The sequence below is a fragment of the Actinomadura sp. NBRC 104425 genome (assembly GCF_030269545.1).
Taxonomy (GTDB): domain Bacteria; phylum Actinomycetota; class Actinomycetes; order Streptosporangiales; family Streptosporangiaceae; genus Spirillospora; species Spirillospora keratinilytica.
In genome coordinates this window covers 89,296-115,700 of record NZ_BSTN01000015.1, presented here as the reverse complement: position 1 = coordinate 115,700, position 26,405 = coordinate 89,296, and the positions used below count along the sequence as shown (strand labels likewise).

The window sequence follows — 26,405 nt, the reverse complement described above, 5'->3', positions numbered from 1 at the left end:
GAGATCCCGATGATTGTCGTCCCGGACGCCTCTGGCAAACCGGGAGTTCACTCCGGCGGTGCTTCGTGACGCAGCACACGCAGCGCGCGGCGCAGCCCCTGCGGGTCGCCGTGGTAGACGTCCAGCAGGTCGATCAGCTTGTGCAGGATCGCGTGCCGTTCGTAGCCCACGTCCAGCAGCGCCTGCGCCGTCTCCCACAGCTGCGGCGGATCGCCGTCCCACAGCCGCTCCGCCAGCCGCTCGTGCGCCGCCACATGCTCGGGCGCCGCCCCCGGATGCTCGAATTCGATCATGATGCGCCGGTCGTGCGGATCGGCCGGGTCCAGGGAGGCCAGGTCGATCACGCGGTCCGGCAGCCGGTGCGTGCCCGACAGGAACGGCAGCGCGAACGCACGCCGGGGCAGCGCCTCCATGTCCCCGTCCGGCAGCAGCCGGTCGACCAGCTCGCGGCCCAGCCCGAACGCCGACGGGTCGTGGTAGGCCGCGGTGAACTTGGCGGTGGCGTCCCACACCGCGTCCAGCGTGGCGCGGATGCCCTCCTCGGGCAGCCCGGTGCGGCGGCCCGCCCACCGCACCCACGCGGCCAGCACGTGCGGCACCGCCTCCTGCTCGCTGGGCGACAGCAGCACCTTGCGCGGCAGCCAGTCCAGCAGGAACCGCTCGCACTTGGCGGGACTCACCCGCAGCGGGCGGCCGAAGTCGTGGGTGCAGCCGTAGTCGATGATGTGGTCGACGCAGCGCAGGGCGGCCGACCGGTCGGACAGCTCCTCGGCCTCGTCGGACGCCAGGAACTCCACCCCGATCTTGGCGCGCAGGTCGCTGCCGTAGACCGGCGGCTGCGGCAGCCGGCCGCCCGGCGGCAGCGCCCGCACCCGGGCCCGCACGAACGCGTGGTAGGCGGCGAAGCCCTCGGCGACCGGCGGGTCGTCGGTCTCGTCGGTCAGCCGCAGCGCCGCGTCCAGCATCGCCCGCGCCTGCCGCGGGTCCAGCGCCTCGAAGCGCACCAGCGGGTTGTCGCGGCCCTCCCGGCGGCAGTGCTCCAGCAGCCGGTCCACCCGGGACGACACCCACGCGTCGCGGACCATCCCCGCCGCCGCCACGCGGCCGCCTTCGCCGGCGGCCCGGCCGCCGTGCGCGCCGCCATGGGACGGGGACGCCAGCAGCGTGCCCGGCCTGGTGCGGTCGACCAGCACCACCAGGGCGTGCCGCTCCGCGCCGCCGTAGGTGTAGAGGCACACCACCGAGTCCTGGTCGCCGTACACGTCGCGGGTCACGTAGCACGCCTCGGGCGCCACCATGCCCACCCGGTCGGCCCAGCCGGGGCGCGGCACGCCGCGGTCCATCAGCTCCAGGGCCCCGCGCTCCGCCTTGATCGCCTGCCGGGTGGTGCCCAGGTAGGCCATACCGGTCAGCAGTGCCAGCGCCGCCGGGGTGCCCGCGCGGACCGCGTGGTCGATCAGCCCCTCGCCGATGATCTGCTCGACGTCGCCGCCCTCGGCGCGGTGCCCCCACCAGGAGCCGAGGATCTCGCTGACGATCAGTTCGGCGTCCAGCGGGCTGCGCACCGCCAGCAGTTCGCGGGCGTGCCGGAGCATGCCGTCGTAGATGGCGGAGACCTCGTCCGAAGGCTGCGGGCCGTTGCGCGCTGGATCCCCGGAGGAACGGCGGCTGCTCTGGGGACTCACGTCCCTAGCTTCTCAGATTCGGCGCCGCGCATCGCCCATGACATAGGGGTCTGCCGAAAAGGGACGTGCCGGAATACGGGCGCCCGCCCGCCGCGGCCACCCGAACCCCTGCCGGGCCCCCGGACACCGCCGTTCGGACGGGGCGGTTCAGCCGTCCACGAGCCTTGGGCGCCGGGTGCCGGACGGCGTGTCGCCGCGCCCGGACGGCGGCCGGGACTTGACCATCCCGACCAGGTGCTCGCGGGCCATCCGCTCCACGAGCTCGGGCGTGGCGTCGAGCCCGAGATGGGTGAGGCAGGCCTGGACGTCGGCCACGCAGCGCGCCACGGTGGCCGGGCTGAACCCGGTGAACTCGGCCGCCAGCCGCCGCGTCAGCAGCTCGCGGGTCCGGCTCCGGTGGCCGGCAAGTGCAGGAGGCATCAGGGCTCACCCTCCGCGCCCGGGATCCGGCGGTACGGGGCGACCGCCGGACGAGGCGAAGCCGAAGCGGCCTCGCCTCGGTCCCATTCCAGCCGCTCCGTGGAGAGAGTCAAGGCCCGGCCGATACCGGAAACGCAAGCTTTACTCGCGTATCGCCGGCGTGTCCTTTTCCTCTTCCTCCTCGGGCGATGCGGGCGGTGTGCGGCGCGCGCCGTCGAACGCGTCCAGCCAGGCGGGGTGGTGGCGCGCCGCCCACGCCCGGTCGACGCGCCCGGTGAGCATGCCGGTGAGCGCCCCCCGATCGCGCAGCGCGTACCAGAGATGCCCCGCGGTCACCAGGGCGACGACCAGGAACAGCCAGTCGTGGACGAAGGTCGCCCCGGTCCGCCAGTGGACCGGCCAGGGCCCGGGGAAGGCCAGCATCGCGCCGGTGCCCAGCATCACCAGGACCGCCCCCGCGGTGAACGCGGCGTTCAGCTTCTGCCCGGCGTTGAACTTGCCCACCGGCACCACCCCGCGGTCCAGGCCGCCGACGCGCATCACCGCCCGCCGGTCGGCGCGGCGCAGCCACTCCCCGTCGTGCGGGCCGAACCGGTTCAGCCGCCGCAGGTCCGCGCGGAACGCCCGCGACAGCAGGCCGAGCAGCATCGGAACGGGCAGCGCGAACCCGCACCACACGTGCAGCGGCCTGATCAGGTCGCGGCGGCCCACGGCGGCCGACAGCGCCGGCACGTACAGCAGCAGGGCCGTCGCCAGGCAGGCCAGCATCAGCAGCGCGGTCGTGTGGTGCACCCACCGCTCCGCCCGCGTGAACCGGGGCAGCCGGTCATCGCGGTGTCCGGGATCAGGTCGGCGCATCGTCGCGTCCGTTCGACCGGCCCACCCACGCGTCCACGTCGTACCCGCGGCGCTCCCAGTAGCCCGGGACCACCCGGTCGGTGACCTCTATGCCGCCCAGCCATTTCAGCGACTTGTAGCCGTACATCGGCGTTACCAGCAGGCGCGTCGGCCCGCCGTGGTCGTGCGTGACCGGCGCCCCCTGCATCTGGGTGGCGACCAGCACGTCCCGGCGCCGCGCCTGCTCCAGCGTGAGCGACTCGGTGTAGGCGCCGTCGAACGACTCGAACCGCACGGCCCTGGCCCGGGACGACACGCCGACCGCGTCGAGCAGGTCGGGCAGCGCCACCCCCGCCCACGCCACGTCCTGCACGCGCCACCCCGTCACGCACTGGAAGTCACGGGTGAGCCGGGTCTGCGGAAGCGCCGCGAGGTCGGCCATACCGAACGAGCGGGGCCGCGCCACCAGCCCGCCGACCGTGATCCGGTGGCGGTCGGCGTCGCGCCGGGGCACCTGGCCCACCACCGAGTAGAAGCGGAAGCCGCCCGCGGCGGGCAGCACGTCCTGGATGGGGGCGCCGATCGGGGACAGCGTGCGGCTCACGCGGTCCTGGACGGACGCGCCCACCGCGACCCCTGCCGCTCCCAACCCGACCATGCCGAGCACGACGCGCCGCCCCACCGGCGCGCCCCGCGGTTCCGCATCGTCCACGTCATCGTCCACGTCCACGCCTTTCACATCCGAGCACTCCGGCGCACGGTCCCACCATGCTGTACGTGCCGTCGTAAGGGAATCGTCAGACGCCGGGTCCTAAGCTGGCCGCATGGCCACCAAGGTTCACCTCAGCCAGCAGCCGGAGGCCGACGAACTGCTGGGACGCAGCCCGCTGGCCCTGCTGACGGGCATGCTGCTCGACCAGCAGATCCCCATGGAGTGGGCGTTCTCCGGGCCCTACACGATCGCGCGCCGGATGGGCGCCGACGACCTGGACGCGCACGAGATCGCCGCCTGGGACCCGGAGCGCTTCGCCGCGCTGCTGTCGGAGAAGCCCGCCGTGCACCGCTACCCGGGCTCGATGGCCAAGCGCATCCAGCAGCTGTGCCGGTACCTGGTGGAGCACTACGACGGCGACGCCGAGGCGATCTGGCGGGACGCCGCCACGGGCAAGGAGCTGTTCCAGCGTCTCAACGCCCTGCCCGGCTACGGCAAGCAGAAGGCGCAGATCTTCGTTGCGCTGCTGGGCAAGCGCTTCGGCGTGCGCCCGGAGGGCTGGCGCGAGGCGGCCGGGGCGTACGGCGAGGAGGGCTCCTACCGTTCCGTCGCCGACATCACCGGCCCCGAGTCGCTGGCCAGGGTCCGCGAGTTCAAGCAGCAGATGAAGGCCGCGGCCAAGAAGTAGCGGGCCGCCCCCGGGGCCGGGATCCGGGGGTGTCCGGGGCGCGGCGACGCGCCCGGCGCCTCGAATCTTTGCCTTCTTTTTGCATCGCCGGGAGGGCGGGATACGGACGAACCGTCGAGACGAGCACGGCGCGACCGCAACTCGCCGAGAGAGGCGGCTTCACCGCCCCGCGGGCCCTGGACGTCGTACCATCGGCACTCACCGTCCGTGCGGCCGATCCGGGGGCGCCCCGCAAGTCGCCACGCCCGGGCGGCGCACATTTCCGAGGTTGCGGCGGCGGGTGTATGACAGGGATGTCCTCCGGGACTTCCGTCCGCGCCTCGCCATCGGGATGATGAATACCTGACTCCGACCGGTGTTGTGATGGAGGCGGGAGCACTAGCCTGCTCCCATTCACGCATAGTGATGACGAATTGCCGCGCGGTACGGGACCCTCTGGGGCGGAGGTGTTGTCCATGAGCACCGATACGTCCGTTCCGCATCCCCGGCTTTCCGGGCCGGAGGGCCAGCCCATGGACGCGTCCGACTCCGCCCTGTACGCCACGTTGATGCGGGAGGCGCCCGCCGGGTTCGCGTTCTTCGACACCGACCTGCGCTGCCGCCGCGCCAGCGACGCCCTGGCCGGGATGCTCGGCGTCCCGGTGTCCCGGCTGCACGACAAGACCCCGGCCGAGGTGCTGCCCGACGAAGTGGCCGGGGCGTTCGAACGCGCGCTGCGCCGCGTGCTGGCCGACGACCGGCCGCTGTCGGAGCAGGACATCACCGTCCGGCTGGCCCGGCAGGAGGACGACGCGAACGGCTCCGACGACCCGCCGCCCGCCGCCGGGGCGGTGACGGCGCCGCAGGCCGCCCCGGACGCGGGCGCCTCGTCCGTGCCCGCGCCCGCCATGCCCCCGGCCGGAACGATCCCGCCGGCCGCCGCGGTGCCCGGGCCCGGCGCCGACGAGCGCATCCTGGCCTGCTCCTGGCTGCCCTCCCACGGCGCCGACGGCAAGCAGCTCGGGGTCGTGCTGACCGCCCTGGACGTCACCGAGCGGCGCCGCGCCGAGGAGGTCATCCGCCGCAAGGAGCAGCGCTACCGCTCCCTGGTGGAGGCCAGCTCCCAGGTCGTGTGGGTCGCCGCGCCCGAGGGCGGCGTGATCGACGACGCGCCCGAATGGCGGGCCATCACCGGCCAGACCCCCGAGGACTACGCCCTGGGCGGCTGGCTGGCCGCCGTGCACCCCGAGGACCGCGCCCGCATCGAGGCGCACTGGCGCGAGTGCGTCGACGACAACCGGGTCTTCGAGACCGCCTACCGCATCCGCACCAAGACCGGCACCTACCGGCACTTCGACGTGCGCGCCGTGCCGATCTGGCGGGGCGACCGGGTGATCGAGTGGGTGGGCGCCAACACCGACGTCACCGGCCAGCGCGAGGCCGAGGAGATGCGCGGCCGCCTCACCGAGCAGCTGTCGGCCGCCGCGCTGCGCACCGCCCGGCTGCAGCAGGCCACCTCGATGCTGGCCGAGGCGCTCACCGTCAGCCAGGTGGTCCAGGTGATCACCGAGGTGGGCCGGTCGGCCATCGGCGCCGACTACTCGGCCGTGGCGCTGCTGGACGACGACAAGCTGCGGCTGTCGGTGGTGTCCCCGCCCGGCGACGGCCGCGGCGGCGAGGGCCGCGCGGTCCGCGAGGAGATCAAGGTCTCCGACCAGACGGTGATGTCGGTGGCGGTGCGCGAGAGCCGCCCGTTTTTGGCCGAGCACCCCGACAGCCTGCGGCTGCAGCTCGGCCGCGACGAGGCGGGCCTGTTCCTGCAGCACACCGAGGAACGCGCCTGGGTGGGCCTGCCGCTGCTGGCGGCCGGGGCGCCGATCGGCGCGCTGCGGTTCTCCTTCACCCGGCCGCGCGAGATCACCGAGGAGGAGCGGGTCTTCCTGGAGGCCCTGGCCGGCCAGTGCGCGCTGGCCGTGGAGCGGGCGCTGCTGTTCGAACGCGAGCACCGCACCGCCGAGGAGCTGCAGCGCAGCCTGCTGCCCAGCGACCTGCCGCGGCTGCCCGGCATGCAGCTGGCCGCCCGCTACGACCCCGCCACCCGGCACGTGCAGGTCGGCGGCGACTGGTACGACGTGTTCCGGCTGCCCGACGACCGGCTCGCCGTGGCCGTCGGCGACGTCATGGGCAAGGGCGTGCTCGCCGCGGCCGGAATGGGCCGCGTCCGCAACGCGCTGCGGGCACTGGCCCTCAACGACCCCCGGCCCGCCGCCGTGCTGGCCGGACTGGACCGGCTCTTCAGCGCCACCGAGGACGAGGAGCAGTTCACCACCGTCGCCTACGCGGTCATCGACCCCGAGACCGGCCGCGGCGCGTTCAGCAACGCGGGCCACCCTCCGCTGCTGCTGATCTCCGGCGACGGCGCCGCCGCGCTCAGTTCCCGCGAGCCCGGGACCCCGCTGGGCTGGCCGTCGCAGCGGCAGCAGGCGAGTTTTTCCATCGAGACCGGCAACACTGTGGTCTTCTATTCCGATGGACTTGTGGAGAACCGTAGGCGTGGGGTGGACGCCGGGCTGGACGAACTGGTCGCGGCCGCGTCGGACGCCCCACCTGAAGTGGTAGGAGACCCCGAGAGACTCGTCGACTTCCTGGTCGATCGGATGCTTGCCGGGTATGAGCAAGTGGACGATGTGACCGTACTCGCCCTGCACGTCCCGCCCAAGACCGGGTAGGAACGCCCCTTGGGGCCGCGTTGAGCGGGCTGCCTCCGTACGAAGGACCGCTCGGCGCCCTCTAAGGTGGTGTGTTACCGGGCAGACATCACAGAAGCGGAATGCGCAGCCGTGCCAGAATGCTTGACCCTTGCAAGAGCGGGTACGCTGCGGTCCCGCACAGGGTGGCCCCGCCCGGTGTGTGGTCCCACCCCGTGTGAGGCCGAGCCCGTCAGGGCACTTGGGTCAACCAACCCACACGTTCGTTCGAGAGGTATTTGTGTCGCCTGCTAGCTCGACCTCGAAAGCGTCGGAACTGCACGAGCAAGTGATCGCGCAGCTGATCGAGCGTGGACGGTCCCAGGGTTACCTCGAAGCCGACGACGTACGCCGTACGTTCGAAGAGGCCGACATCCCCGTGTCGAAGGCCTCCAGGATTCTGCGGAGCCTCAGCGAGAAGGGTGTGACCGTCATGGTCAGCGCTGCCGACTCTGCGGCGCCGAAGCGTTCGCGCAAGCGGGCGAGCACGCCGCGCAGAGCCAAGACCGCCGCTGCCGCCAAAGAGCAGCCTGACACGGTGACCGCCGTCGTGACCGAACGGTCCGGCGATTCCGCGGGTGCGGGGGAGTCGTCCACCCGCACCGCCCCCGCCCGCAAGACCAAGTCCGCGGCCAAGTCGAGCGCCAAGAAGCAGGCCAAGAAGAGCGGCGAGGGCGCCGCCAAGAAGACCTCCGCCAAGAGCGCGACCAGGAAGGCGAGCCCGGCCACCGCCAAGGTCGAGGCCCGCCCGGGCGACGAGCCCGACCTCGAGGACGACGTCGATGTGACCGACCTGGAGGACACCGACCTCAGCGATCTCGAGGCCGACCTGGCCGACGACGGCGCGGTCGTCGACGACCAGGCCGACGTCGAGGACGAGGAGGAGGCCCCCGCCAAGCAGTCCGCCAAGGAGGGCTCGGCCGGCGACGCCGAGGAGGAGGCGTTCGTCCTCGGCGACGACGACGAGGACGCCCCCGCCCAGCAGATCGCGGCCGCCGGCGCCACCGCCGACCCGGTCAAGGACTACCTCAAGCAGATCGGCAAGGTCCCCCTGCTGAACGCCGAGCAGGAGGTCGAGCTGGCCAAGCGCATCGAGGCCGGTCTGTTCGCCGAGGAGAAGCTGGCCAAAGAGGGCCACCTGATGTCCGAGGAGGATCGGCTCGACTACGAGTGGATCGCCGAGGACGGCCGCCGCGCCAAGAACCACCTGCTGGAGGCCAACCTGCGGCTGGTGGTCTCGCTGGCCAAGCGCTACACCGGCCGCGGCATGCTGTTCCTGGACCTGATCCAGGAGGGCAACCTCGGTCTGATCCGCGCGGTGGAGAAGTTCGACTACACCAAGGGCTACAAGTTCTCCACCTACGCCACCTGGTGGATCCGGCAGGCGATCACCCGCGCCATGGCCGACCAGGCCCGCACCATCCGCATCCCGGTGCACATGGTCGAAGTGATCAACAAGCTGGCCCGGGTGCAGCGGCAGATGCTCCAGGACCTGGGCCGCGAGCCCACCCCGGAGGAGCTGGCCAAGGAACTCGACATGACCCCCGAGAAGGTCGTCGAGGTACAGAAGTACGGCCGCGAGCCGATCTCCCTGCACACCCCGCTGGGCGAGGACGGCGACAGCGAGTTCGGCGACCTGATCGAGGACTCCGAGGCGATCGTCCCGGCCGACGCGGTCAGCTTCACGCTGCTGCAGGAGCAGCTGCACTCGGTGCTCGACACGCTGAGCGAGCGCGAGGCGGGCGTGGTGTCCATGCGGTTCGGGCTGACCGACGGCCAGCCCAAGACCCTGGACGAGATCGGCAAGGTCTACGGGGTGACCCGCGAGCGCATCCGGCAGATCGAGTCCAAGACCATGTCCAAGCTGCGCCACCCGTCCCGCTCCCAGGTCCTGCGCGACTACCTGGACTGAACGAACGCGACCGGCCCGGGCCGGACCTTCTCGCGCGCGCCCGCCCCTTCCTCTGCGAAGGCGGCGGGCGTCCGCGTCCCCGGCCGCCGCATGCCCCGCCCTTACGCGGCACGAGGCGGGCGGGCGGCGTCAGGAATGCAGGATGACGTCGAGGTTCGTGCCGTTCAGCTCGACGGTGTGACCGAGGTCGGCGGCGGCCTTGGCCAGCTCGCCGGGGGTCTGCGGCGCCGCTCCGGACGCGATCAGGTCGCGGGCGAGGGCGCCGCGGGTCGCCTTGGCCATGTGGCTCACCACGGTGCGTTTCGGCACGCCGTCCACGACCCGCTCGCGGAAGACACGCACCGCCACGGCGGGGCCGGGGCCCGCCTTCCACGCGGCGGCGTACGGGCCCGAACGCATGTCGACGATCAGCCCGTCCAGCCGCAGCGCCTGTTTCAGCGCGGGCCGCCACGCGGCCGCCACCCCGCCGATCCCCGGCAGGGACGCGTTCATCGCCAGCCGGTACGGCGGGACGCGGTCGGTCGGCCGCAGCGCCCCCCAGAGCCCGGAGAACACGATGATCCGCTCGGCGGCCAGGTCGGGGTCGAGGGAGGGCAGGTCGAGGTTGTCGTAGAGCACGCCGGTGTACAGGCGCGCGGCCGGCAGCGTGGGCGCCTCGGCCAGGGCCCGGTTGCGGGCGAGCGCCTCCTCCGCCTGCCCGGCGGGCAGCCCGAGGACGTCGGCCGCGTCGCGGCGGCGGGAGGCCCGGCGCAGCGCGTCCAGCACCCTGGCGCGGGTCGGGTTGAGCTCGGGAAGGCTCAGCGCCGCCAGGTCGAGCGGCGGACCGTCGCCGCCGGACGCCTTGCGCTCCGACGGCGGCAGCAGAATATGCACCGTCTGCTCCTCGGAATTTCGACATACGCGCGGTGACCGGCCGAGAAGCGGCATGCGGAGGCTGATCACCGCACGAGCCGTCACTATTCGCGGTCAATTGACTGCGAAATGTGATGTCGGATGTGCTCGGGAATGCGAAACGGCGGCCACCCTCTCCGGTGACCGCCGCCGCGGACTTCTATGGGGGCGGCTACCGCTCCTCATTGGGGGCGGAAGCCGGGGTCGCCTGCAGCCTGTCGGTCTCGTCCTGGATGTCGGCCCCGGTGGCACGGAGCGCCTCTGCGTACTTACGCCCGTGGTGGGCGCAGAACAGAAGGTCGCCGCCGCCCACAAGGACCGCACGGACGTAAGCCTGAGCGCCGCAACGGTCGCAGCGGTCTGCGACGGACAGCGGCTTGGTCGGGGCAAGGGCTCCAGTCACTGCACCTTCCTCAAGTTCGGGGTCGGTACTTAGGACAACATCTAACCCGACCTCGACGTTCCCAACCTGCTTCTCAGTACGCCCACAGCAGAATGCCCGGATAAGTGACCGAGGTCACACCATTCCCGGGTGGTTCGTGGTGTTTTCTCGGCGGGCCTACGCGGCGCCGCGGATGACCGTCCGCGCGCCTTCCGTATGATGCCCGAGGTGAGCGGGGTCACGCTTCTCGCGATCGCGGTTCGCGCCCCGCTTTCCGGCCGTCCCGGGGTCGTTCACGGAGGTTCGCTGCCAATCGGACAGGTCGCACGTGTTCCCTCGTCGGGGGACAGATCGTCCGCGCGGCCGGTCGAAGGCACGTTCTCCCAGGTCACGCCACGACCGCCGTGGTTGCATGCGTGGTTACATGGAGGGAAGGCGGGAATCCGGTGCCCGCACGACGGCCGCCTGAGCATGCGGACCCGCCCTGCGCCCGGCGCCGGGGCGGCGCAGACGAGGCGGCGCGCCTGTGAAAGGAGTGTCGGCGGCCGGGGGTAACCTTCTGCCGAACTCGACTGATTCGACCACCCGAGCCTGCCTCATCCCCGAGGAGCGCACCAGTTGACCGCCGCGACCGCTGAAGCGACCACCGACGACCCGCACGGCTACTCCGCCCGGCACCTCTCGGTGCTGGAGGGGTTGGAGGCCGTACGGAAGCGACCCGGCATGTACATCGGGTCCACCGACGGACGTGGGCTCGCGCACTGCTTGTGGGAGATCGTCGACAACTGCGTCGACGAGGCCTTGGCGGGCTTCTGCACGCACATCTCCGTCACCCTGCGCGCCGACGGCTCCTTCGAGGTGGCCGACAACGGGCGCGGCATCCCGGTCGACATCGAGCCCAAGACGCGCCTGTCCGGCGTCGAGCTGGTCATGACCCGGCTGCACGCGGGCGGCAAGTTCGGAGGCGTCTCCTACACCGCCTCCGGCGGCCTGCACGGCGTGGGCGCCTCGGTGGTCAACGCGCTGTCGGCCCGCATGGACGTCGAGGTCGACCGCGAGGGGCACACCCACGCCATCAGCTTCCGCCGCGGCCTGCCCGGCGAGTTCGACGGCGACGGCCCCACCGCCAAGTTCAAGAGGAAGTCCGGGGTGCGCCAGGTGCGCCGGGTCGCCAAGACCACCACCGGCACCCGGGTGCGCTTCTGGCCGGACATGCGGATCTTCCTCAAGGGCGCCACCGTCGAGACCCAGCAGGTCCTGGACCGGATGCGGCAGACCGCGTTCCTGATCCCCGGCCTGGCCATCGACGTGCGCGACGAGCGCGGCGAGGAGGTCGTCGAGGAGACCTTCAAGTTCGACGGCGGTATCAGCGAGTTCTGCTCCTTCCTGGCCAAGGACGCGCCGGTGGTGGACGTGCTGCGGCTGCAGGGCCGGGGCCACTTCACCGAGACCGTCCCGGTGCTGGACGACCAGGGCCACCTCATCCCGCAGGACGTCGAACGCGACCTGGAGGTCGACGTGGCGCTGCGCTGGGGCACCGGCTACGACACGATCTGCAAGTCGTTCGTCAACGTGATCGCCACGCCCAAGCACGGCACCCACGTGCGCGGGTTCGACCGGGCCCTGGTCAGGGTGATCAACGACCAGCTGCGCGCCACCCGGCTGCTGAAGAACAGCGAAGAGGACGTGATCAAGGACGACGTCCTGGAGGGGCTGACCGCCGTGGTCACCGTCCGGCTGCCCGAACCGCAGTTCGAGGGGCAGACCAAGGAGGTGCTGGGCACCTCGGCGGCGACCCGGATCGTCCAGCAGGTCGTCACCCGCGAACTCAAGGCGATCTTCGAGAACCCACCGCGCGGGCAGAAGCAGCAGCTGCGCATGGTGCTGGAGAAGGTGGCCGCCGCGGCCAAGGCCCGCATCGCCGCCCGTACCCAGCGCGACAACCAGCGCCGCAAGACCGCCCTGGAGAACTCGGCGCTGCCCGCCAAGCTGGTCGACTGCCGCACCACCGACGACCGCAGCGAGCTGTTCATCGTCGAGGGCGACTCGGCCCTCGGCACCGCCAAGCTGGCCCGCAACTCCGAGTTCCAGGCGCTGCTGCCGATCCGCGGCAAGATCCTCAACGTGCAGAAGGCGTCCGTCGCCGACATGCTCAAGAACGCCGAGTGCGCCGCGATCATCCAGGTGGTCGGCGCGGGGTCGGGCCGCTCGTTCGACCTCGACTCGGCCCGCTACGGCCGCATCATCCTGATGGCCGACGCCGACGTCGACGGTTCGCACATCCGCTGCCTGCTGCTCACCCTGCTCTACCGCTACATGCGCCCCATGCTCGAGGCGGGCCGTGTGTTCACCGCCGTGCCGCCGCTGCACCGCATCGAGCTGCTGAAGCCGAAGAAGAACCAGGACAAGTACGTCTACTGCTACAGCGACGCCGAGCTGCGCAAGAAGCTGGTGGAGTTCGAGCGCAAGGGCCTGCGCTGGAAGGAGCCGATCCAGCGCTACAAGGGCCTCGGCGAGATGGACGCCGACCAGCTGGCCGAGACCACCATGGACCCGCGCCACCGCATCCTGCGCCGCATCCGCATCGAGGACGCCGAGGAGGCCGCCCGCATCTTCGACCTCCTCATGGGCAGCGAGGTGGCGCCCCGCCGCGAGTTCATCGCCGCCGGCGCCGCCGAACTGGACACCGAGCGCATCGACGTCTGATCCGCTCCGGTGCGCACTCCGCGCACCGGAGCGAGCGGGCCGCACTCGACCGGTTCGGCCAGCGCCGCAAGGTGCGCACTCCGCGCGCAGGGGCGAGCGGCTGCCCACCCGCCCGAGGCACTGTCCTCGCGGCGGGCGCCCGCCACGAGAGCCGCTCCGCGCCGATCACTGCGTGCCACGGCGCCTCACGGGCCTGGTGCTTTCCTCGTGCCGCGCGTACCGGCGGATTCGGCGTGGTCGCGGCTGCGAGCTGTTCGGCAGCCGAGGCGAACGCTTCGTGGGGGCGGCCGGTCTTTAGATGCGGCCGGTTGGTGCCGCGGCGGGAACGGGCCGGGCGCGACCGCGTCCGTGCGCCGACCCGCAAGCCGGCGCGCCGGGCGGGGTCGGCGGCCCGTTCCCGCTCTGCCGTCCGTCGGCCGGGGTGGGGACCGGCGGCGCGGCTCAGGAGGACACGGGCAGGGCCACCCAGGACGGGTGGGACGGGTCGTGCCAGATCTTCAGGCCCTTGCCGACCGAGTCGCCGAGCTGGGGGAGCGGCGGGAACAGGTGCGGGAAGTCGGCGGTCTGGATCGACACGCGCAGGCGGTGGCCGGGCTTGATCTCGGCGGCGATCGGAAAGACCTCCACGTCGACGGCCACCGGGGTGTTCTTGGGCACCGCCTTGGCGGACGCCTTGGTGTACGGGTGGTACGGCTGGACGATCAGGCCGTCGCGCCGGACGGTCTTGGCCTCGTCCAGCGCCCGCAGGGACAGCACCTGCCAGCCGCTGGTGAGCTGGGTGGCCTTCCCGTCGGGGGCGACGTCCTCGATCCGCACGGTGAGCTGGCCGTCGCGGGCGGCGGTGGACACGACCAGGTGCGCGTTGATCGGTCCGGTGAGCCGCAGCGGCTTGTCGACGGGCAGGTCGTAGGTGACGCCGAGTTCGTCGTTCTGGCTGTTGTCGGTCTCGCAGGACAGGCCGAGGTACTTGAGCAACCCCATGCCCGCCCACTGGATCGTGGACCGGCTGCACAGCCCGGCGAACGGGTTCCAGGGGACGTGGTCGGGGCCGCCGGCGCCCTGCCCGGTCGTCAGGCCGCCGGGGCGTCCCGGGGCGGCCTGCCCGGAGAGCCGGTACGCCTGGTAGCGGGTTCCGGCGGGCGGCCACTGGGAGGTCTTCACCCAGCGCCCCGAGCCGTTCTCGAAGTAGGTGACCGGCGGGACGTCCCGGTCCAGGCCGGAGTCGGGGACGTCCCGTACGTAGTGGTCGAACCAGCGCAGCATGAGCTCCTGCAGCGACGGGCCGGGCGGTACCGGGGTGCCGGGGATGGTGACGCCGAGCGCGGGCGCGGCGCCGTCGATGTGGTACCACGGCCCGTAGACGAACTTGGCGGGGACGCCGCGCGCAGCGAGCCGCTGGTACAGCATCGGCTCGCTGCGCTGGAAGATGTCGAACTCGCCGCCGACGACGAACGTCGGCACGTCCACCTTGTCGATGATCTCCAGCGGCGAGCGCGTCCGGTAGAACGGGCCGTCGAACGCCTGGTCTCCGCCGGTGAGCGCGTTGAGGACCAGGGCGATCTGGAATTCGCCGATGTTGCCGAAGTGCTCGCGCAGCACCTCGGCGGCCCGTGCGGGGTCGGCGCCCGAGTAGGTGGGCGGCAGCACGCTGGTCAGGGAGACGGCGGCCAGCCACAGCGGCACGAAGCCGAGGCCGAGCTGCCCGCCGGTGCCGATCACGTCGCGGTACGAGTCGCCCATCGGCACCACGGGGAACAGCGCCTTCAGCCCCTTGGGCCGCTGGGCGGCGGTGAACAGCTGGTTGATGCCGCCGTAGGAGGCCCCGGCCATGCCCACCCGGCCGTCGCTCCAGGGGCGTTCGCGGGATGCGGCCCATTCGACGACCTCGGCGCCGTCCCGCTGCTCGCGGGCGCTGAACGCCTCCCACTTGCCCTGCGAGCCGCCGGTGCCGCGCACGTCCACGATCACCTGTACGTAACCGCGCTTGACGAGGTAGTCGTCGGCCATGTTCGCGGCGGGCACCGTCTTGTTGTACGGGGTCATGGTGACGATCACCGGGAAGCGGCCGGGCACGGGGCGGCCGTTGCGGGCGGGTCGGAGGATGTCGGCGACCAGCCGGACGCCGTCGCTCATGGTCAGCGTGACGTCCTTCTCGGTCGCCACCTCGTAGGCGGCGGGGCGGGGCGTCCAGTCGCCGGTCGCCCATGCGGCGGGCGACGCGGTGGCCGTGCGCGCGGTGAGCGCGGTCGGTGCGGAGGGTGCGGCGTGGACGGGCGCGGCGGTGCCGAGCGAGAGCGCGGCGATGGCGAGGGGGGCGGTCCAGCGGGTGGCGAGGCGCATCGGGGGTGACCTCCAGGACATGTTTCCCGCCCGTAACGTAACGAGCCGCTTACTGCAGGACAAGTATTGACAGTTCGTCCAGTAGCGGCTACGGCATGCGCCGGCCGAAGGTCAATATGCTGGGGCGGCGGTTGTCCCGGGCGGTGACGGAGAGGTGGCGCGTTGGGGGTTCGCAAGCAGAAGGCGGCCGAGACGGAACGGGCGCTGAAGGACGCCGCACGCAGGCTGTTCGTCGAACGGGGCTATCTCGACACCAAGATCACCGACATCACCCGTGCGGCGGGCCGGGCCACCGGGTCCTTCTACGAGCACTTCTCCAGCAAGGAGGACCTGCTCACCGCGCTGCTGCACGACATGGACCGCGACACCGACGTCGAGTTGGAGGCCCAGGGGCAACCGCGCGAGCACGACCTGACCGATCCCGCGCAACTGCGCGCGCACATCGAGGTCTACTGGAAGATGTTCTCCGAACACCTTCCGGTGGTGGCCGCGCAGTTCCAGGCGATGATCGCCGCACCGCCCGAGTCGGGCCGGGCCTGGCGCACCCTGGCCGACGACACCGCCGTCATCCGCGACCACCTGGAGTACCTGCGGGAGCAGGGGCACGAGCTCCCCGGCGACCCCACGCTGATCGCCGCCGCCGTGGGCGCGATGCTCAGCACGCTCGGGTACGCCCTGCTCACCGCCGGACAGGACGCCCCCGACCTCACCGGCGAGCAGATCGTCGACTCCCTCACCGCCCTCATACTGAACGGCCTGGCAGGCCCTCACCCGCCGCCGGACGGCAAAGAAACCCCATGACGCGGGCGCGGTGCTCGGCCGGCGCACCCCACGCCGAGTAGAGGGCGCGGGCCTTGCGGATCCACAGCGACGGCGCGTACTCGTCGGTGTAGCCGATCGCCCCGTGCACCTGCAGGGCGGTCTTCGCCGCGGCATAGGACGCCTCGGCCGCCGCGACCTTGGCCGCCGAGACGTCGCGGGGGAAGTCCGGCGTCCCGTAGGACAGCGCGGCGCCGTGGACGAGCGGACGGGCGAACTCCAACCCGACGGCCGCGTCCGCCAGACGGTGCTTGACCGCCTGGAACTCGCCGATGGCGCGGCCGAACTGCCGCCGCGTCCGGGCATACTGCACCGACACGTCCAGCAGGGCGCGTCCGACGCCCAGCTGCTGCGACGCGCACAGCAGCGTGGCGAGGTCCACGGCTCGGGCGGTGGCGTCCGCACGGCCCAAAGGCGCCTGCGGAACGACCTTGAACAACCGCCGCGCCGGATCGATGCCCGCACGCATCTCCGCGGGACGGGCGGCCCGTGGCGGTGCGCCGTCGGCGACGGCCACCACGAGATCGGCGACGTCGGCGTCCAGCGCGTACGGCCGGGCCAGGGAGATCATCGCCTCCCCGGCCGCGATGCGCGGCAGCCACCGCGCGGCCGGCTCGCCGCCGAGGCCGTCGATCAGCACCGCCGCGGCGAGCGTCTCGACGAACGGCCCGGGAACCGCGTGGCGTCCCAGCTCGTACGCGGCCGTGACCAGCTCCACCGGCAGCACCCCGGCCCCGCCGTGCGCCTCGGGCACCGCCAGCGCGAAGACCCCCGTCTCCGCCACCGACCGCCACAGCGCCCGCCCCGGAGCGGCGTCGCCGGCCCCCCACGCGCGGATCGCGGCCGGGGTGTCGGCCTCGGCGAGCAGCTTGTGCAGGGTCTCGCCGAACAATCGCTGCTCGGCGTCCAGGACGAACTTCACCGCGTCCCCCTCGGCAGGCCGAGCACCCGCTCGGCGACGACGTCGCGCTGGATCTCGTTGGTGCCCGCGTAGATCGGTCCGGCCAGCGAGAACACATAGCCCTCCAGCCAGTCCCCGGCGAGCTCGCCGTCGGCCCCCAGCAGGTCGAGCGCGGTCTCGTGCAGCGCCACGTCGAACTCCGACCAGAACAGCTTGTTCATGCTGGACTCGGCGCCGATGCCGTCGGTGCGCGACACCGTCTCCAAGCCCTTCAACCGGTACGCGCGGGCCTTGATCCACGCGTCCGCCACCCGGTCGCGCATCGCCGTGTCGGACGGATCGCCCCGCTCCCGCCACAGCGTGACGAGCCGCTCGGCCGCGGCGGTGAAACGCCCGGGGGAGCGCAGGGTGAGGCCGCGTTCGTTGCCCGCGGTGCTCATCGCCACCCGCCAGCCGTCCCCCGGCGCGCCGATCACGTCCTCGTCGGGGACGAACACGTCGTCCAGGAACAGTTCGGCGAACGCGGGCTTGCCGTCCAGCCGCCCGATGGGACGCACGGTCACCCCGTCTGCGTCCAGCGGGAACATCAGGTACGTCAGCCCGCGATGGCGCTCCGCGCCCGGGTCGGACCGGAACAGCCCGAACGCCCGGTCGGCGAACGCCGCCCGCGAACTCCACGTCTTCTGCCCGTTCAGCAGCCACCCGCCGTCGACCCGCTGCGCCGTGGCGCGCAGGGACGCCAGGTCGCTGCCCGCGCCGGGCTCCGACCACGCCTGCGCCCAGATCACCTCGCCGCGCGCCATGGGCGGCAGGACGGCCGCGAGCTGCTCGGGCGTACCGTGCTCGAACAGGGTGGGCGCGAGCAGGTTGATGCCGTTCTGGCTGACGCGTCCCGGGGCGCCGGCCGCGTAGTACTCCTCCTCGAAGATCAGCCATTGCAGCGTGGACGCGCCCCGCCCGCCGTACTCCTCGGGCCACGACACCGCCGACAGGCGGGCGGCGCCCAGCTTCCGCTCCCACTCCCGGTGCGCCGCGAAGCCCTCCTCGGTCTCCAGCGACGGCAGCGGCTCGGCAGGCACATGCTCGCGCAGCCATGCCCGCACCTCGCCCCGGAACGCCTCGTCGGCCGCCCCGAACTCAAGATCCATCCTGGCCCGCCCCTGTCGGACTACCTAACAATCGCTTGGTAGATTAACTCATTGCGGACACACGACGCAGCCCGCTCTACACGCGTCGGTGGCGACGCGCACGGACTGAACGCCGCCCTCCCGTCAGGCATCCGCGCTGCGGACCAGATCCATCGGACATGGCCTAAGGCGCTGGCGGGTCAACGCTTGTCGATGTGTCGGTGCCGGTGCGTTGACCCGCTCATCCGCGCTGTGTTCTGGGAAGCGGTCTCATGCGGGTTCGTTGCCGGGCTTCCATTTGATGCCGCAGCCCACGCTGGGAATGTGCGGCTCGGGCACGGGCTCTCCTGCCAGGACGTGGTCGATGGCAGCGCGCAGGGACGCGCCGTTCACCGGCTCGTCGTTCTTGGGACGGGCGGCGTCGAACTCGCCCCGGTACGCCAGCCGCCGGTCGGCGTCGTAGAGGAAGAAGTCGGGGGTGCAGGCGGCCCGGTACGCCTTGGCGACGTCCTGCGACTCGTCGATCAGGTACGGGAAGGTGAACCTGGCGCGCTTGACCTGCTCGCGCAGGTGGTCGGCGCCGTCATCGGGATACCGTTCGACGTCGTTGCTGCAGATCGCCACGGTGGCCAATCCCTTGTCGCGGTACTCGGCCGTCACGGCGCCGATGCCGTGCTCGATCCGGCGCACGTAAGGGCAGTGGTTGGACAGGAACACCACCAGCAGCGCCGGAGCGTCGGCGAAGTCCGCGAGCGAGACCGTACCGCCGTCGATCGACGGCAGGGCGAACCCGGGCGCCGGCGTGCCCAGCGGAACCATGAAGGATGCGATCGCCATGCCCCCATTGTGACCCACCGTCCGTAACGCATGGCGCCCGGCACCCGCGATGGTGCTCAAGGTGTCATATGTCGCGATCGATGCTTTGACATTGTTATGGGCCAGTCCAATATGCGGACGCATCTGGCATCACCGGCACTAAGCGATGATCGGAACCGTTGCCTCGACTCCCCGGCAGCCAGGAAACGGGCAGCCCGGCCACCGGCAGATGTCTGATTTATTCCTTCGTTCGACGAGGCGTAGCGCTCCAGCCTTTTCGCGCTCGGTTGACGCTCTGTCCCCGTGTGCGCTATCTGTGGCGCGGGGGGAGCACGAAATTCGCGCGACGGGGATCACGCGACTGGGACACGAACGGCGGCTCAATGGGCACTCCCTTCCCACCGGGATTCAGCGGCGTCAACCCTGACCTGATGGCCGAAATGATCGAAGAGTTCCAGCGCGGCCGCGACGACATCGCGGGCGCGCTGGCGTCCTACCGGTCTCGGCTGCCCGCGCTGGGCGTGGACGTCTCCCCGCTGTCGAACGTCGACCGCGTGTGCGCGTGGATCGACGAGCAACTGCCCCTGCTCACCCGCCGCAAGGATCTCGCCGTCGCGCGCGACGACGGCTCCGCACGGGGCTTCGCCTCAGTCGACGAGTCGCTCGTCCTCTCCCCGGCCGAGGCCCGCCGCCAGGGCGCCATCCTCGCCGCCCTCATCAAGAGCACCCGACCGGACGACGGTGCCTATCACGACGCTCTCAACGAACTCGGCATGCACCGTTTCGATGCCGACTACGCCGCCGCCTTCTTTGCGGCCCTCGGCCCCGAACCGACCCGCCGCCTTCCCTCACTCATCAAGAAGTACGGACGTGAAGAGCACACGAACCGCCAGCTACAGGAGACCAGCCAGGCGTTCGGCAGCGCCGTCTCCGGCGGAATGGACGTGCCGGGATTCAACACCGTCGCCAAGGCGATGTTCGAGACCAAGCTGTTGAGGGAAGAGCGACAAGGCGTGGCCGCTCTGGTCGCCTACGGCACCTTCCCGCCCGAATGGCTGGCCTCCCTCGCCCGGCTCCACGCGCTCGACCCGGCCTACCGCCAGCTGTCCTCGGGGCTCGCCGCCCGAAGCGACCTCACCGGCACCGACTGGGAGAGCATCCGGGAAATGCTTCGGGCACTGAGCAACAATCCCGCCGCCGCCCGCCTCGCCTTCCAGGGGACGGCCGAGGCGAACCCGCGCCCGCCCAGCAAATCGGGCTCGTACCTGTTGCCGTCCAAGCCTGAGCTCGGGCACGTGATCTCCACGTTCACCCGGCTCTCGGTCTTCGACCGGCAGGCCGTCGAGCAGTTCGGCCGGGCGCTTGCGGCGGGGTCCGGCTCGTATGACGAGAAGGACGGCGCCCACTCCCGGGAGGCCGGACGCTTCGCATTCACGGTCATGACCACGCTCAAGGACAAGGTGCCCGACGGCATGCAGATCCCCATGTCGCAGATCGCCGGCGCGTATGACACCGAGATCGCCGAGGGCGCCATGCTGGAATGATGAAGAAGGCTGCTGACTGTGCGGCGAGTTGGGAGAATGAGCGCAAGGAGGCCCGCCAGGATCAATAACCTTCACGTGGCGGACGTTCCCTGCACCCGTACCAACGAGCTTGTTGATGTGGGACTCGAGGGTCTGTTCGGCCTCGACGACGGTGGGGCCTTCGGGTTCTGTGTCGCCACAGAAGGATGTGATGAGTGCGGCTGTCAATGCAAGGGCGGTGACATGGTGCCAACGTCCACACATGCCGCTCATCCGCATCTTTGGCCGGGCGCTGCAGCACCTTCCGCCTTTAGAATGCCGTTGTTTTCCGGTCTCCGCCACTGCGCAGGAGGAAGATCATGGCCCCGGGTATGGTTCCGAATCCGAAGTATCGGGAGCTGCAGGAACTTCTGCGCAATTTGCGGCGGGACGCTGACATGGTGGAACACGCGCTGGACGAGCCGATCAAGCAGATGGCGAGCCGTCATGTATGGGTCGGTGACAAGGGCGGAGCGGCGGTCGTCTTCGAAAGCGAACTGCTCGACCAGCACAGACGGTTGCGTTCCGCCATGCGTGACTTGATCGCATCGGTTGAGGAAGCCCTCCGTCGAACTCCCGAGGAAGTGCCCCCCTTGGGAGCGGCCTTCGGCGCTGAATAAGGCTGCCTGTCAATCGGGCATGGCCGCGCTTGGCGGGGCGTCCGGAGGAAGGGTGATCGGGCACGCGGTGCCGACTCGATTCTCACTCCCTACAGGATGAGGCTGTGCGGATTGAGCAGACGCAGGCTCGCATCCATTGAATCGTGTGCGGAACTGGACTGCTTGCGCTGCGCGATCGTCCGGGTCGACGCCTTGCGCCCCTGGGAGCCGGCACCGCCTGCGCCGCCGGCACAGAAGGCTGACAGCCCGGCTCCTGCCGTGCAGCCGGACGCACGGTGGCGTGGCCGAATGCCTTCCACCGACCGCATCGCAAATCTTGCCTACTGCTGCCAACTCGCGGTGTCTGACAACCTTTCGTGTGCGCGAGCCTGCCAGGACCATGTCGGGGGCATGGACGGCTGGGGGACGATGCCTCTCATGGCGCATCGAAGCAAACCATCCCACCCGCAGCGCTGGCGCAAGGTCAGCAGATGGGACACCGTCCAAGACCAAGGGCACTGGATCTGCACCGCATGTCGGACGGCCGTGCGCTCGTACACCTACCGCATCTACCCGGCCGACTCTCCGCACTATGAACGGTGCATCGGGCTCTCGTGGTGCCCCGGCTGCCGCGTCTACACCGGCGCGATGGTCCACGTGCCGCGCGATAGAGCGCTTCCCGACGCGCTGGCCGCCCTGCCGCCCGAACACCGGGAGCGGCTGTTGAACAGCGAGAGTCGCTTGATCGATTACCTGGACGGCCATATGGAGGCCGCGCAGTAGGCCCGCACCGTCGAGCGCTGGAGGCCTGGAGGCTGGACATCGCCGCTGGTGCGGGCCCGCCGTCGGCCGGTGGTTTCAGTCGAGGCGACGGAGGTTCTTGCGGTAGTCGCGGGCGTTGCGCACGTAGAGCTGCACCGCTTCGTCCAGCCAGTCCGCATGGCGGGTCTGCTCGCCCATCGGGCGGACGCGGGCGGGGACGCCCAGCGCCATGGAGGCCGGCGGCACCTGCAGGTCCTCGGGGACCAGGGCGGAGGCGCCGACGATGGAGCCGGTGCCGATCCGGGCGCGGTTGAGGACGACCGAGCCGGAGCCGATCAGGCAGCGGTCCTCGACCGTGCAGCCCTCGGCGTGCACGTTGTGGCCGACGACGCAGTCGGCGCCGATCAGCGTGGGCCATTCCTCGGTCGTGTGCAGCACCGTGCCGTCCTGGACGGAAGTGCGGGCTCCCACCTCAATGCGGCCGTAGTCGCCGCGCAGCACCGCGTTCGGCCAGACGGACGACTCCGGACCCAGCGTCACCGCACCGATCACCACCGCGTCCGGATGCACGTAGGCGGTCTCGTGGATGACGGGCACCCGGTCGCCGAGCGCGTAGACGGCCATGCAGTCCTCCTTCGAAGATCGGCAAGACGCGGCCCTGGCGGGGGCGTGCCAGGAGAAGCCGCGCATACCCAGCGTTCCAGGTCGCGCAGCGTGGGATACACCCGGAGGGCATCACGAGCATCACGCCGTGTGCGCCCCACGGTCTGCGGACAACGGCGATCACGACGGGCCGACCGATGGAATCGCTTCGACAGACGGTTCCCGCGGGTGCGTCATCGCAGCTTCAGCGCGCGGCCCTGGGCGCGGCCCGCCTCGGCGGCCGGCTTGCGGGTGGACGGGTCGAGCGGATTCGGGCCGATGGCCGTCCGCGACGCCTCGTCCGGTTCGATGACCGCGACCTCGGCGCCGCTCGCGCGCAGCTCCTCGACGGTCCGGTCCAGCGGCCTGTCGGTCGGGACCAGTTCGACGCCGCCGAGCGGGGCGAGCACCACGACCCGGGACGCCCCGGCGGCGTAGTCGGCGTTGGCGGCGGAGCGGATGCCGCCGTCCATGTACCGGCGCCCGCCGATCGTCACCGGCGGCCACACGCCGGGCACGGCGCAGCTCGCCGCGACGGCGTCGACCAGGTCCACGCCCGAGGCGTTGTCGAACACCCGCGGCTCACCGGTCTGGGCGTCCACCGCGACGATCTTCAACGTGCGCTCCGGCCACGCGTGGGACGGCAGCCGCGACTCGATCACCGCCCGCCGCTCCGCCTCCGGCACGGTGGCGGCCTTCAGCGCGTACCCGCCCACCGCCCGCCGGATCTCCGCGACGGTGCCCGCGTCGCGCAGCAGGGCGGCGAAGTCGGCGCCGAACTTCTCCACGTCCAGCTCGGCCATGAGCTCGGCGGACTGCAGTTCCGGCGCGACCTGCCGGGCGTACAGCTCGGCCAGGCTCAGACCGCTGCCCAGCTGCGCCGCGACGGTCGAGCCCGCGGACGTCCCCACGATCACATCGGCGCCGGTGACGTCCTGCCCCGCGTCGGCCAGCCCCGCGAGCACACCGGTGATCCAGGCGATTCCGCCGACACCTCCGCCGCCCAGCACCAGCGCCTCGGTCATGGCCGTCCTCCATTCGTCGAACACCGCTGAGTATTCCTCGTCTCGCGGGTGCTGGAGCCGCCCGCCCGTCTTCGACACGGCCGCCCCGCCGGCCCCGCAACGTGCCGGATCGACCGGCTCGAACATCGGCGCGGCACATCGAGGACGGGGAGCGGCGCCCGGGACGCGGCGACAAGCCCTGGAGCACGATGATCTTCTTCAGTGACCCCGACGACAATCAGTGGGTCGTCCAGAAACGCCCCGCCCCGGCGGCCTGACCGACTGCTCACCCTGGGCGCTCGGGCGCCGCCGTGCGGGCGCGGCCTGGGAGAACCCGCAGCGCGCCCGCACGACACTGTCACGCCTCGGACGCCAGAGGACCGCCCACGGCCGCTATGGGGGTGCCGAGCTTCTCACCCGAGCCGTCGCGGCGGCCCAGTTCGGTGGGCAGCGCCAGCGGCTTGCCCGTGGACGACGCGGCGCGGACGGGGGCCGGGCCCGCCCAGGCCAGGATCAGGGCGTCCTCGCCCTTGAGGAACCGGTGGGAGCGGACGCCGCCGGTGGCGCGGCCCTTGGCCGGGAAGTCGGCGTAGTCGGAGACCTTCACCGCGCCGGTCTGGGTGCCGGGCAGGGCCGTGGAGGAGCCGGAGACCGTCACCACGCGGTTCTCCCGGGACGGGTCGACGGCGCCGAACCACAGGACGCGCGCCCCGGCGGACAGCTTGATGCCCGCCATGCCCCCCGCCGGGCGGCCCTGGGGGCGGACGTTGGCGGCGCCGTAGTGCAGCAGCTGGGCGTCGGTGGTGATGAAGACCAGGTCCTGGTCCTCGGAGGTCAGTTGGACGGCGCCCACCACGCGGTCGCCCTCCTTCAGACCGATCACCTCGAAGTCGTCGCGGTTGGGGAAGTCGGGGACGACCCTTTTGACCACGCCCTGCTCGGTGCCCAGGGCGAGACCGGGGCCGGAGTCGGTGATGGCGCCCAGGCCGACGACCTTCTCGTCGTCCTCCAGGGCGATGTACTCGTCGATGGGGGCGCCTCCGGCCAGGGACGGCGCGGTGGCCGTCGGTGGCAGCAGCGGCAGGTCGATGACCTCGATGCGGATCATCCGCCCGGCCGAGGTGACCGCGCCGATCTGGCCGCGCGCCGACGTGCGGACGACCGACGCCAGCACGTCGTGCGGCCCCCGGTCGCCCTCGGCGGGCAGCGGGTCGGCGGTGGCGGTGCGGGCGAGCAGGCCGGTGGACGACATCAGCACCAGGCAGGGGTCGTCGGGGACCTCCAGCGGCACGGCGGCCGCGGCGGTCTGGCCGGACGACTCCAGCAGGACGGTGCGGCGCGGCGTGGCGTACTCGGCGGCGACCTCGGCGAGCTCGTCGGAGACCACGCCGCGCAGCTTGGCCTCCGACTCCAGGATCTCGGTCAGCTCGGCGATCTCGCGGGCCAGCTGCTCCTTCTCCTTCTCCAGCTCCAGCCGGTCGTAGCGGGTCAGGCGGCGCAGCGGCGTGTCGAGGATGTACTGCGCCTGGACCTCCGACAGCTCGAAGATCTGCATCAGGCGCTGCTTGGCCTGCGCGGAGTCGTCGCTGCCGCGGATGACCTGGATGACCTCGTCGATGTTGAGCAGCGCGACCAGCAGGCCGTCGACCAGGTGCAGCCGGTCCGCGCGCTTGGCGCGGCGGTGCTCCGAGCGGCGGCGCACCACGTCGATGCGGTGGTCGATGTAGACCTGCAGCAGGTCGCGCAGGCCGAGGGTGCGGGGCTGGCCGTCCACCAGCGCCACGTTGTTGATGCCGAAGGTCTCCTCCATCGGGGTGAGCCGGTAGAGCTCCTCCAGCACGGCCTCCGGGTGGAAGCCGTTTTTGACCTCGATGACCAGCCGCAGCCCGGTGGTGCGGTCGGTCAGGTCCTTCAGGTCGGCGATGCCCTGCAGCTTCTTGGCGTTGACCAGGTCCTTGATCTTGGCCTTGACGCGTTCGGGGCCGACCGCGTACGGCAGCTCGGTGACGACGATGCCCTTGCGGCGGGGGGTGACGTTCTCGATGTGCGCGGTGGCGCGGGTGCGGAACGTGCCGCGGCCGGTGGCGTAGGCGTCGCGGATGCCGTCCAGCCCGACGATCTTGCCGCCGGTGGGCAGGTCGGGGCCGGGCACGAAGCGCATCAGCTCGTCCAGGTCGGCGTCGGGGTTGGCGATCAGGTGCCGGGCGGCGGCGATCACCTCCCCGAGGTTGTGCGGGGCCATGTTGGTGGCCATCCCGACCGCGATCCCGGACGCCCCGTTGACCAGCAGGTTCGGAAACGCGGCGGGCAGCACCTCCGGCTCGGTCTCCTGCCCGTCGTAGTTGGGCCGGAAGTCGACGGTGCCCTCGTCGATCGAGGAGACCATCAGCATGGCCTCGCGGGACATGCGGGCCTCGGTGTACCGCATGGCGGCGGGCATGTCGTCGCCGCCGAGGGAGCCGAAGTTGCCGTGGCCGTCCACCAGCGGCATGCGCATCGCCCAGCGCTGGGCCATGCGCACCATGGCGTCGTAGATGGCGCTGTCGCCGTGCGGATGCAGCTTGCCCATGACCTCGCCGACGACGCGGGCGCACTTGACGTGGCCGCGGTCGGGACGCAGGCCCATCTCGTTCATCGAGTACAGGATGCGGCGCTGCACGGGCTTGAGCCCGTCGCGCGCGTCCGGCAGCGCCCGCTGGTAGATCACCGAGTAGGCGTACTCAAGGTAGCTGCCGCGCATCTCCTCGGAGACGTCGACGTCGACGATGTTCTCCTCGAAGTCGGGCGGCGGTGGGGCTTGGGATCCGCGTCGTGCCATGTGGAACATTGTTGCCGGTCCCACAGACAGATTCGTACCGGACGGCTCCGCGGCGG

Annotated in this window: 21 protein-coding genes; 8 read left to right on the top strand and 13 right to left on the bottom strand. The window is 71.5% G+C overall.

Translation table 11 applies throughout. From position 1 onward, the window contains the following. Positions 1-47 precede the first annotated feature (47 nt). From QSK22_RS22185 to QSK22_RS22170, 4 genes are all read right to left on the bottom strand, one after another. Positions 48-1,685, bottom strand: a complete 1,638-nt coding sequence (locus QSK22_RS22185) for a hypothetical protein (protein WP_502872351.1) — start codon at positions 1,683-1,685, stop codon at positions 48-50. 147 nt (positions 1,686-1,832) lie between these two features. Continuing rightward, positions 1,833-2,105 carry a hypothetical protein gene (locus QSK22_RS22180; RefSeq protein ID WP_285496220.1) on the bottom strand — a complete coding sequence of 91 codons (273 nt, stop codon included), beginning with the start codon at positions 2,103-2,105 and terminating at the stop codon, positions 1,833-1,835. Positions 2,106-2,246: 141 nt separating this feature from the next. Next, positions 2,247-2,963, bottom strand: coding sequence for a cytochrome b/b6 domain-containing protein (locus tag QSK22_RS22175; protein ID WP_285496219.1), 717 nt, complete (start codon positions 2,961-2,963; stop codon positions 2,247-2,249). Further along, a complete protein-coding gene (locus QSK22_RS22170; protein ID WP_285496218.1) occupies positions 2,950-3,672 on the bottom strand; it encodes a molybdopterin-dependent oxidoreductase in 723 nt (240 codons plus the stop codon). The genes QSK22_RS22175 and QSK22_RS22170 overlap by 14 nt, the downstream gene beginning before the upstream one ends. Positions 3,673-3,766: 94 nt before the next feature. Here QSK22_RS22170 and QSK22_RS22165 point away from each other — a divergent pair, with 94 nt between their 5' ends. From QSK22_RS22165 to QSK22_RS22155, 3 genes are all read left to right on the top strand, one after another. Continuing rightward, a complete protein-coding gene (locus tag QSK22_RS22165) occupies positions 3,767-4,342 on the top strand; it encodes an HhH-GPD-type base excision DNA repair protein (protein WP_285496217.1) in 576 nt (191 codons plus the stop codon). Positions 4,343-4,797: 455 nt separating this feature from the next. Then, positions 4,798-7,050, top strand: coding sequence for a SpoIIE family protein phosphatase (locus QSK22_RS22160; protein WP_285496216.1), 2,253 nt, complete (start codon positions 4,798-4,800; stop codon positions 7,048-7,050). A 259-nt stretch (positions 7,051-7,309) separates the two neighbouring features. Then, positions 7,310-8,980 (top strand): RNA polymerase sigma factor, encoded by a 1,671-nt coding sequence (locus tag QSK22_RS22155; protein WP_285496215.1) that lies wholly within the window; start codon positions 7,310-7,312, stop codon positions 8,978-8,980. A gap of 129 nt (positions 8,981-9,109) precedes the next feature. Here the strand turns inward: QSK22_RS22155 and QSK22_RS22150 are convergent, their stop codons facing one another. Next, on the bottom strand, positions 9,110-9,853 hold the full coding sequence (locus QSK22_RS22150; protein WP_285496213.1) for a YaaA family protein: 744 nt from the start codon (positions 9,851-9,853) through the stop codon (positions 9,110-9,112). Positions 9,854-10,043: 190 nt separating this feature from the next. Beyond that, positions 10,044-10,274 carry a DUF7455 domain-containing protein gene (locus tag QSK22_RS22145; RefSeq protein WP_285496211.1) on the bottom strand — a complete coding sequence of 77 codons (231 nt, stop codon included), beginning with the start codon at positions 10,272-10,274 and terminating at the stop codon, positions 10,044-10,046. 597 nt (positions 10,275-10,871) lie between these two features. Between QSK22_RS22145 and QSK22_RS22140 the strand changes: the two genes are divergently transcribed. After that, positions 10,872-12,959 (top strand): DNA gyrase/topoisomerase IV subunit B, encoded by a 2,088-nt coding sequence (locus QSK22_RS22140; RefSeq protein WP_285496209.1) that lies wholly within the window; start codon positions 10,872-10,874, stop codon positions 12,957-12,959. A gap of 441 nt (positions 12,960-13,400) precedes the next feature. Here the strand turns inward: QSK22_RS22140 and QSK22_RS22135 are convergent, their stop codons facing one another. Next, complete coding sequence (locus QSK22_RS22135; protein ID WP_285496208.1) at positions 13,401-15,299, bottom strand: CocE/NonD family hydrolase; 1,899 nt, start codon at positions 15,297-15,299, stop codon at positions 13,401-13,403. A gap of 162 nt (positions 15,300-15,461) precedes the next feature. Between QSK22_RS22135 and QSK22_RS22130 the strand changes: the two genes are divergently transcribed. Further along, entirely contained in the window at positions 15,462-16,100 is a 639-nt protein-coding gene (locus tag QSK22_RS22130) for a TetR/AcrR family transcriptional regulator (protein ID WP_285496207.1), read from the top strand. Here QSK22_RS22130 and QSK22_RS22125 read toward each other — a convergent pair. From QSK22_RS22125 to QSK22_RS22115, 3 genes are all read right to left on the bottom strand, one after another. Further along, entirely contained in the window at positions 16,042-17,040 is a 999-nt protein-coding gene (locus tag QSK22_RS22125; RefSeq protein WP_285496206.1) for an acyl-CoA dehydrogenase family protein, read from the bottom strand. The genes QSK22_RS22130 and QSK22_RS22125 overlap by 59 nt on opposite strands. After that, complete coding sequence (locus QSK22_RS22120; protein WP_285496205.1) at positions 17,037-18,167, bottom strand: acyl-CoA dehydrogenase family protein; 1,131 nt, start codon at positions 18,165-18,167, stop codon at positions 17,037-17,039. The genes QSK22_RS22125 and QSK22_RS22120 overlap by 4 nt, the downstream gene beginning before the upstream one ends. 249 nt (positions 18,168-18,416) lie before the next feature. Further along, a complete protein-coding gene (locus tag QSK22_RS22115; RefSeq protein WP_285496204.1) occupies positions 18,417-18,983 on the bottom strand; it encodes a thioredoxin family protein in 567 nt (188 codons plus the stop codon). Positions 18,984-19,393: 410 nt separating this feature from the next. Here QSK22_RS22115 and QSK22_RS22110 point away from each other — a divergent pair, with 410 nt between their 5' ends. From QSK22_RS22110 to QSK22_RS22100, 3 genes are all read left to right on the top strand, one after another. Continuing rightward, positions 19,394-20,506: a hypothetical protein gene (locus QSK22_RS22110; RefSeq protein WP_285496203.1), complete on the top strand. Its 1,113-nt coding sequence runs from the start codon at positions 19,394-19,396 to the stop codon at positions 20,504-20,506. Between the two features lie 338 nt (positions 20,507-20,844). Then, on the top strand, positions 20,845-21,144 hold the full coding sequence (locus tag QSK22_RS22105) for a hypothetical protein (protein ID WP_285496202.1): 300 nt from the start codon (positions 20,845-20,847) through the stop codon (positions 21,142-21,144). Positions 21,145-21,561: 417 nt separating this feature from the next. Then, entirely contained in the window at positions 21,562-21,906 is a 345-nt protein-coding gene (locus tag QSK22_RS22100; protein WP_285496200.1) for a hypothetical protein, read from the top strand. A gap of 75 nt (positions 21,907-21,981) precedes the next feature. Here QSK22_RS22100 and QSK22_RS22095 read toward each other — a convergent pair whose 3' ends face one another. The 3 genes from QSK22_RS22095 to QSK22_RS22085 form a co-directional block, all read right to left on the bottom strand. Next, positions 21,982-22,509: a gamma carbonic anhydrase family protein gene (locus tag QSK22_RS22095; protein ID WP_285496199.1), complete on the bottom strand. Its 528-nt coding sequence runs from the start codon at positions 22,507-22,509 to the stop codon at positions 21,982-21,984. 212 nt (positions 22,510-22,721) lie between these two features. After that, entirely contained in the window at positions 22,722-23,552 is an 831-nt protein-coding gene (locus QSK22_RS22090; protein WP_285496197.1) for a patatin-like phospholipase family protein, read from the bottom strand. Positions 23,553-23,889: 337 nt separating this feature from the next. Further along, positions 23,890-26,349 carry a DNA gyrase/topoisomerase IV subunit A gene (locus QSK22_RS22085; protein WP_285496195.1) on the bottom strand — a complete coding sequence of 820 codons (2,460 nt, stop codon included), beginning with the start codon at positions 26,347-26,349 and terminating at the stop codon, positions 23,890-23,892. Positions 26,350-26,405: the final 56 nt, after the last annotated feature.

Coding starts and splice junctions, on each gene's coding strand:
- QSK22_RS22180 (WP_285496220.1), bottom strand. CDS start 2,105: ATGCCTCCTGCACTTGCCGGCCACCGGAGCCGGACCCGCGAGCTGCTG.
- QSK22_RS22175 (WP_285496219.1), bottom strand. CDS start 2,963: ATGCGCCGACCTGATCCCGGACACCGCGATGACCGGCTGCCCCGGTTC.
- QSK22_RS22165 (WP_285496217.1), top strand. CDS start 3,767: ATGGCCACCAAGGTTCACCTCAGCCAGCAGCCGGAGGCCGACGAACTG.
- QSK22_RS22160 (WP_285496216.1), top strand. CDS start 4,798: ATGAGCACCGATACGTCCGTTCCGCATCCCCGGCTTTCCGGGCCGGAG.
- QSK22_RS22135 (WP_285496208.1), bottom strand. CDS start 15,299: ATGCGCCTCGCCACCCGCTGGACCGCCCCCCTCGCCATCGCCGCGCTC.
- QSK22_RS22120 (WP_285496205.1), bottom strand. CDS start 18,167: ATGGATCTTGAGTTCGGGGCGGCCGACGAGGCGTTCCGGGGCGAGGTG.
- QSK22_RS22115 (WP_285496204.1), bottom strand. CDS start 18,983: ATGGCGATCGCATCCTTCATGGTTCCGCTGGGCACGCCGGCGCCCGGG.
- QSK22_RS22110 (WP_285496203.1), top strand. CDS start 19,394: ATGGCCGAAATGATCGAAGAGTTCCAGCGCGGCCGCGACGACATCGCG.
- QSK22_RS22105 (WP_285496202.1), top strand. CDS start 20,845: ATGGCCCCGGGTATGGTTCCGAATCCGAAGTATCGGGAGCTGCAGGAA.
- QSK22_RS22100 (WP_285496200.1), top strand. CDS start 21,562: ATGGCGCATCGAAGCAAACCATCCCACCCGCAGCGCTGGCGCAAGGTC.
- QSK22_RS22095 (WP_285496199.1), bottom strand. CDS start 22,509: ATGGCCGTCTACGCGCTCGGCGACCGGGTGCCCGTCATCCACGAGACC.
- QSK22_RS22090 (WP_285496197.1), bottom strand. CDS start 23,552: ATGACCGAGGCGCTGGTGCTGGGCGGCGGAGGTGTCGGCGGAATCGCC.
- QSK22_RS22085 (WP_285496195.1), bottom strand. CDS start 26,349: ATGGCACGACGCGGATCCCAAGCCCCACCGCCGCCCGACTTCGAGGAG.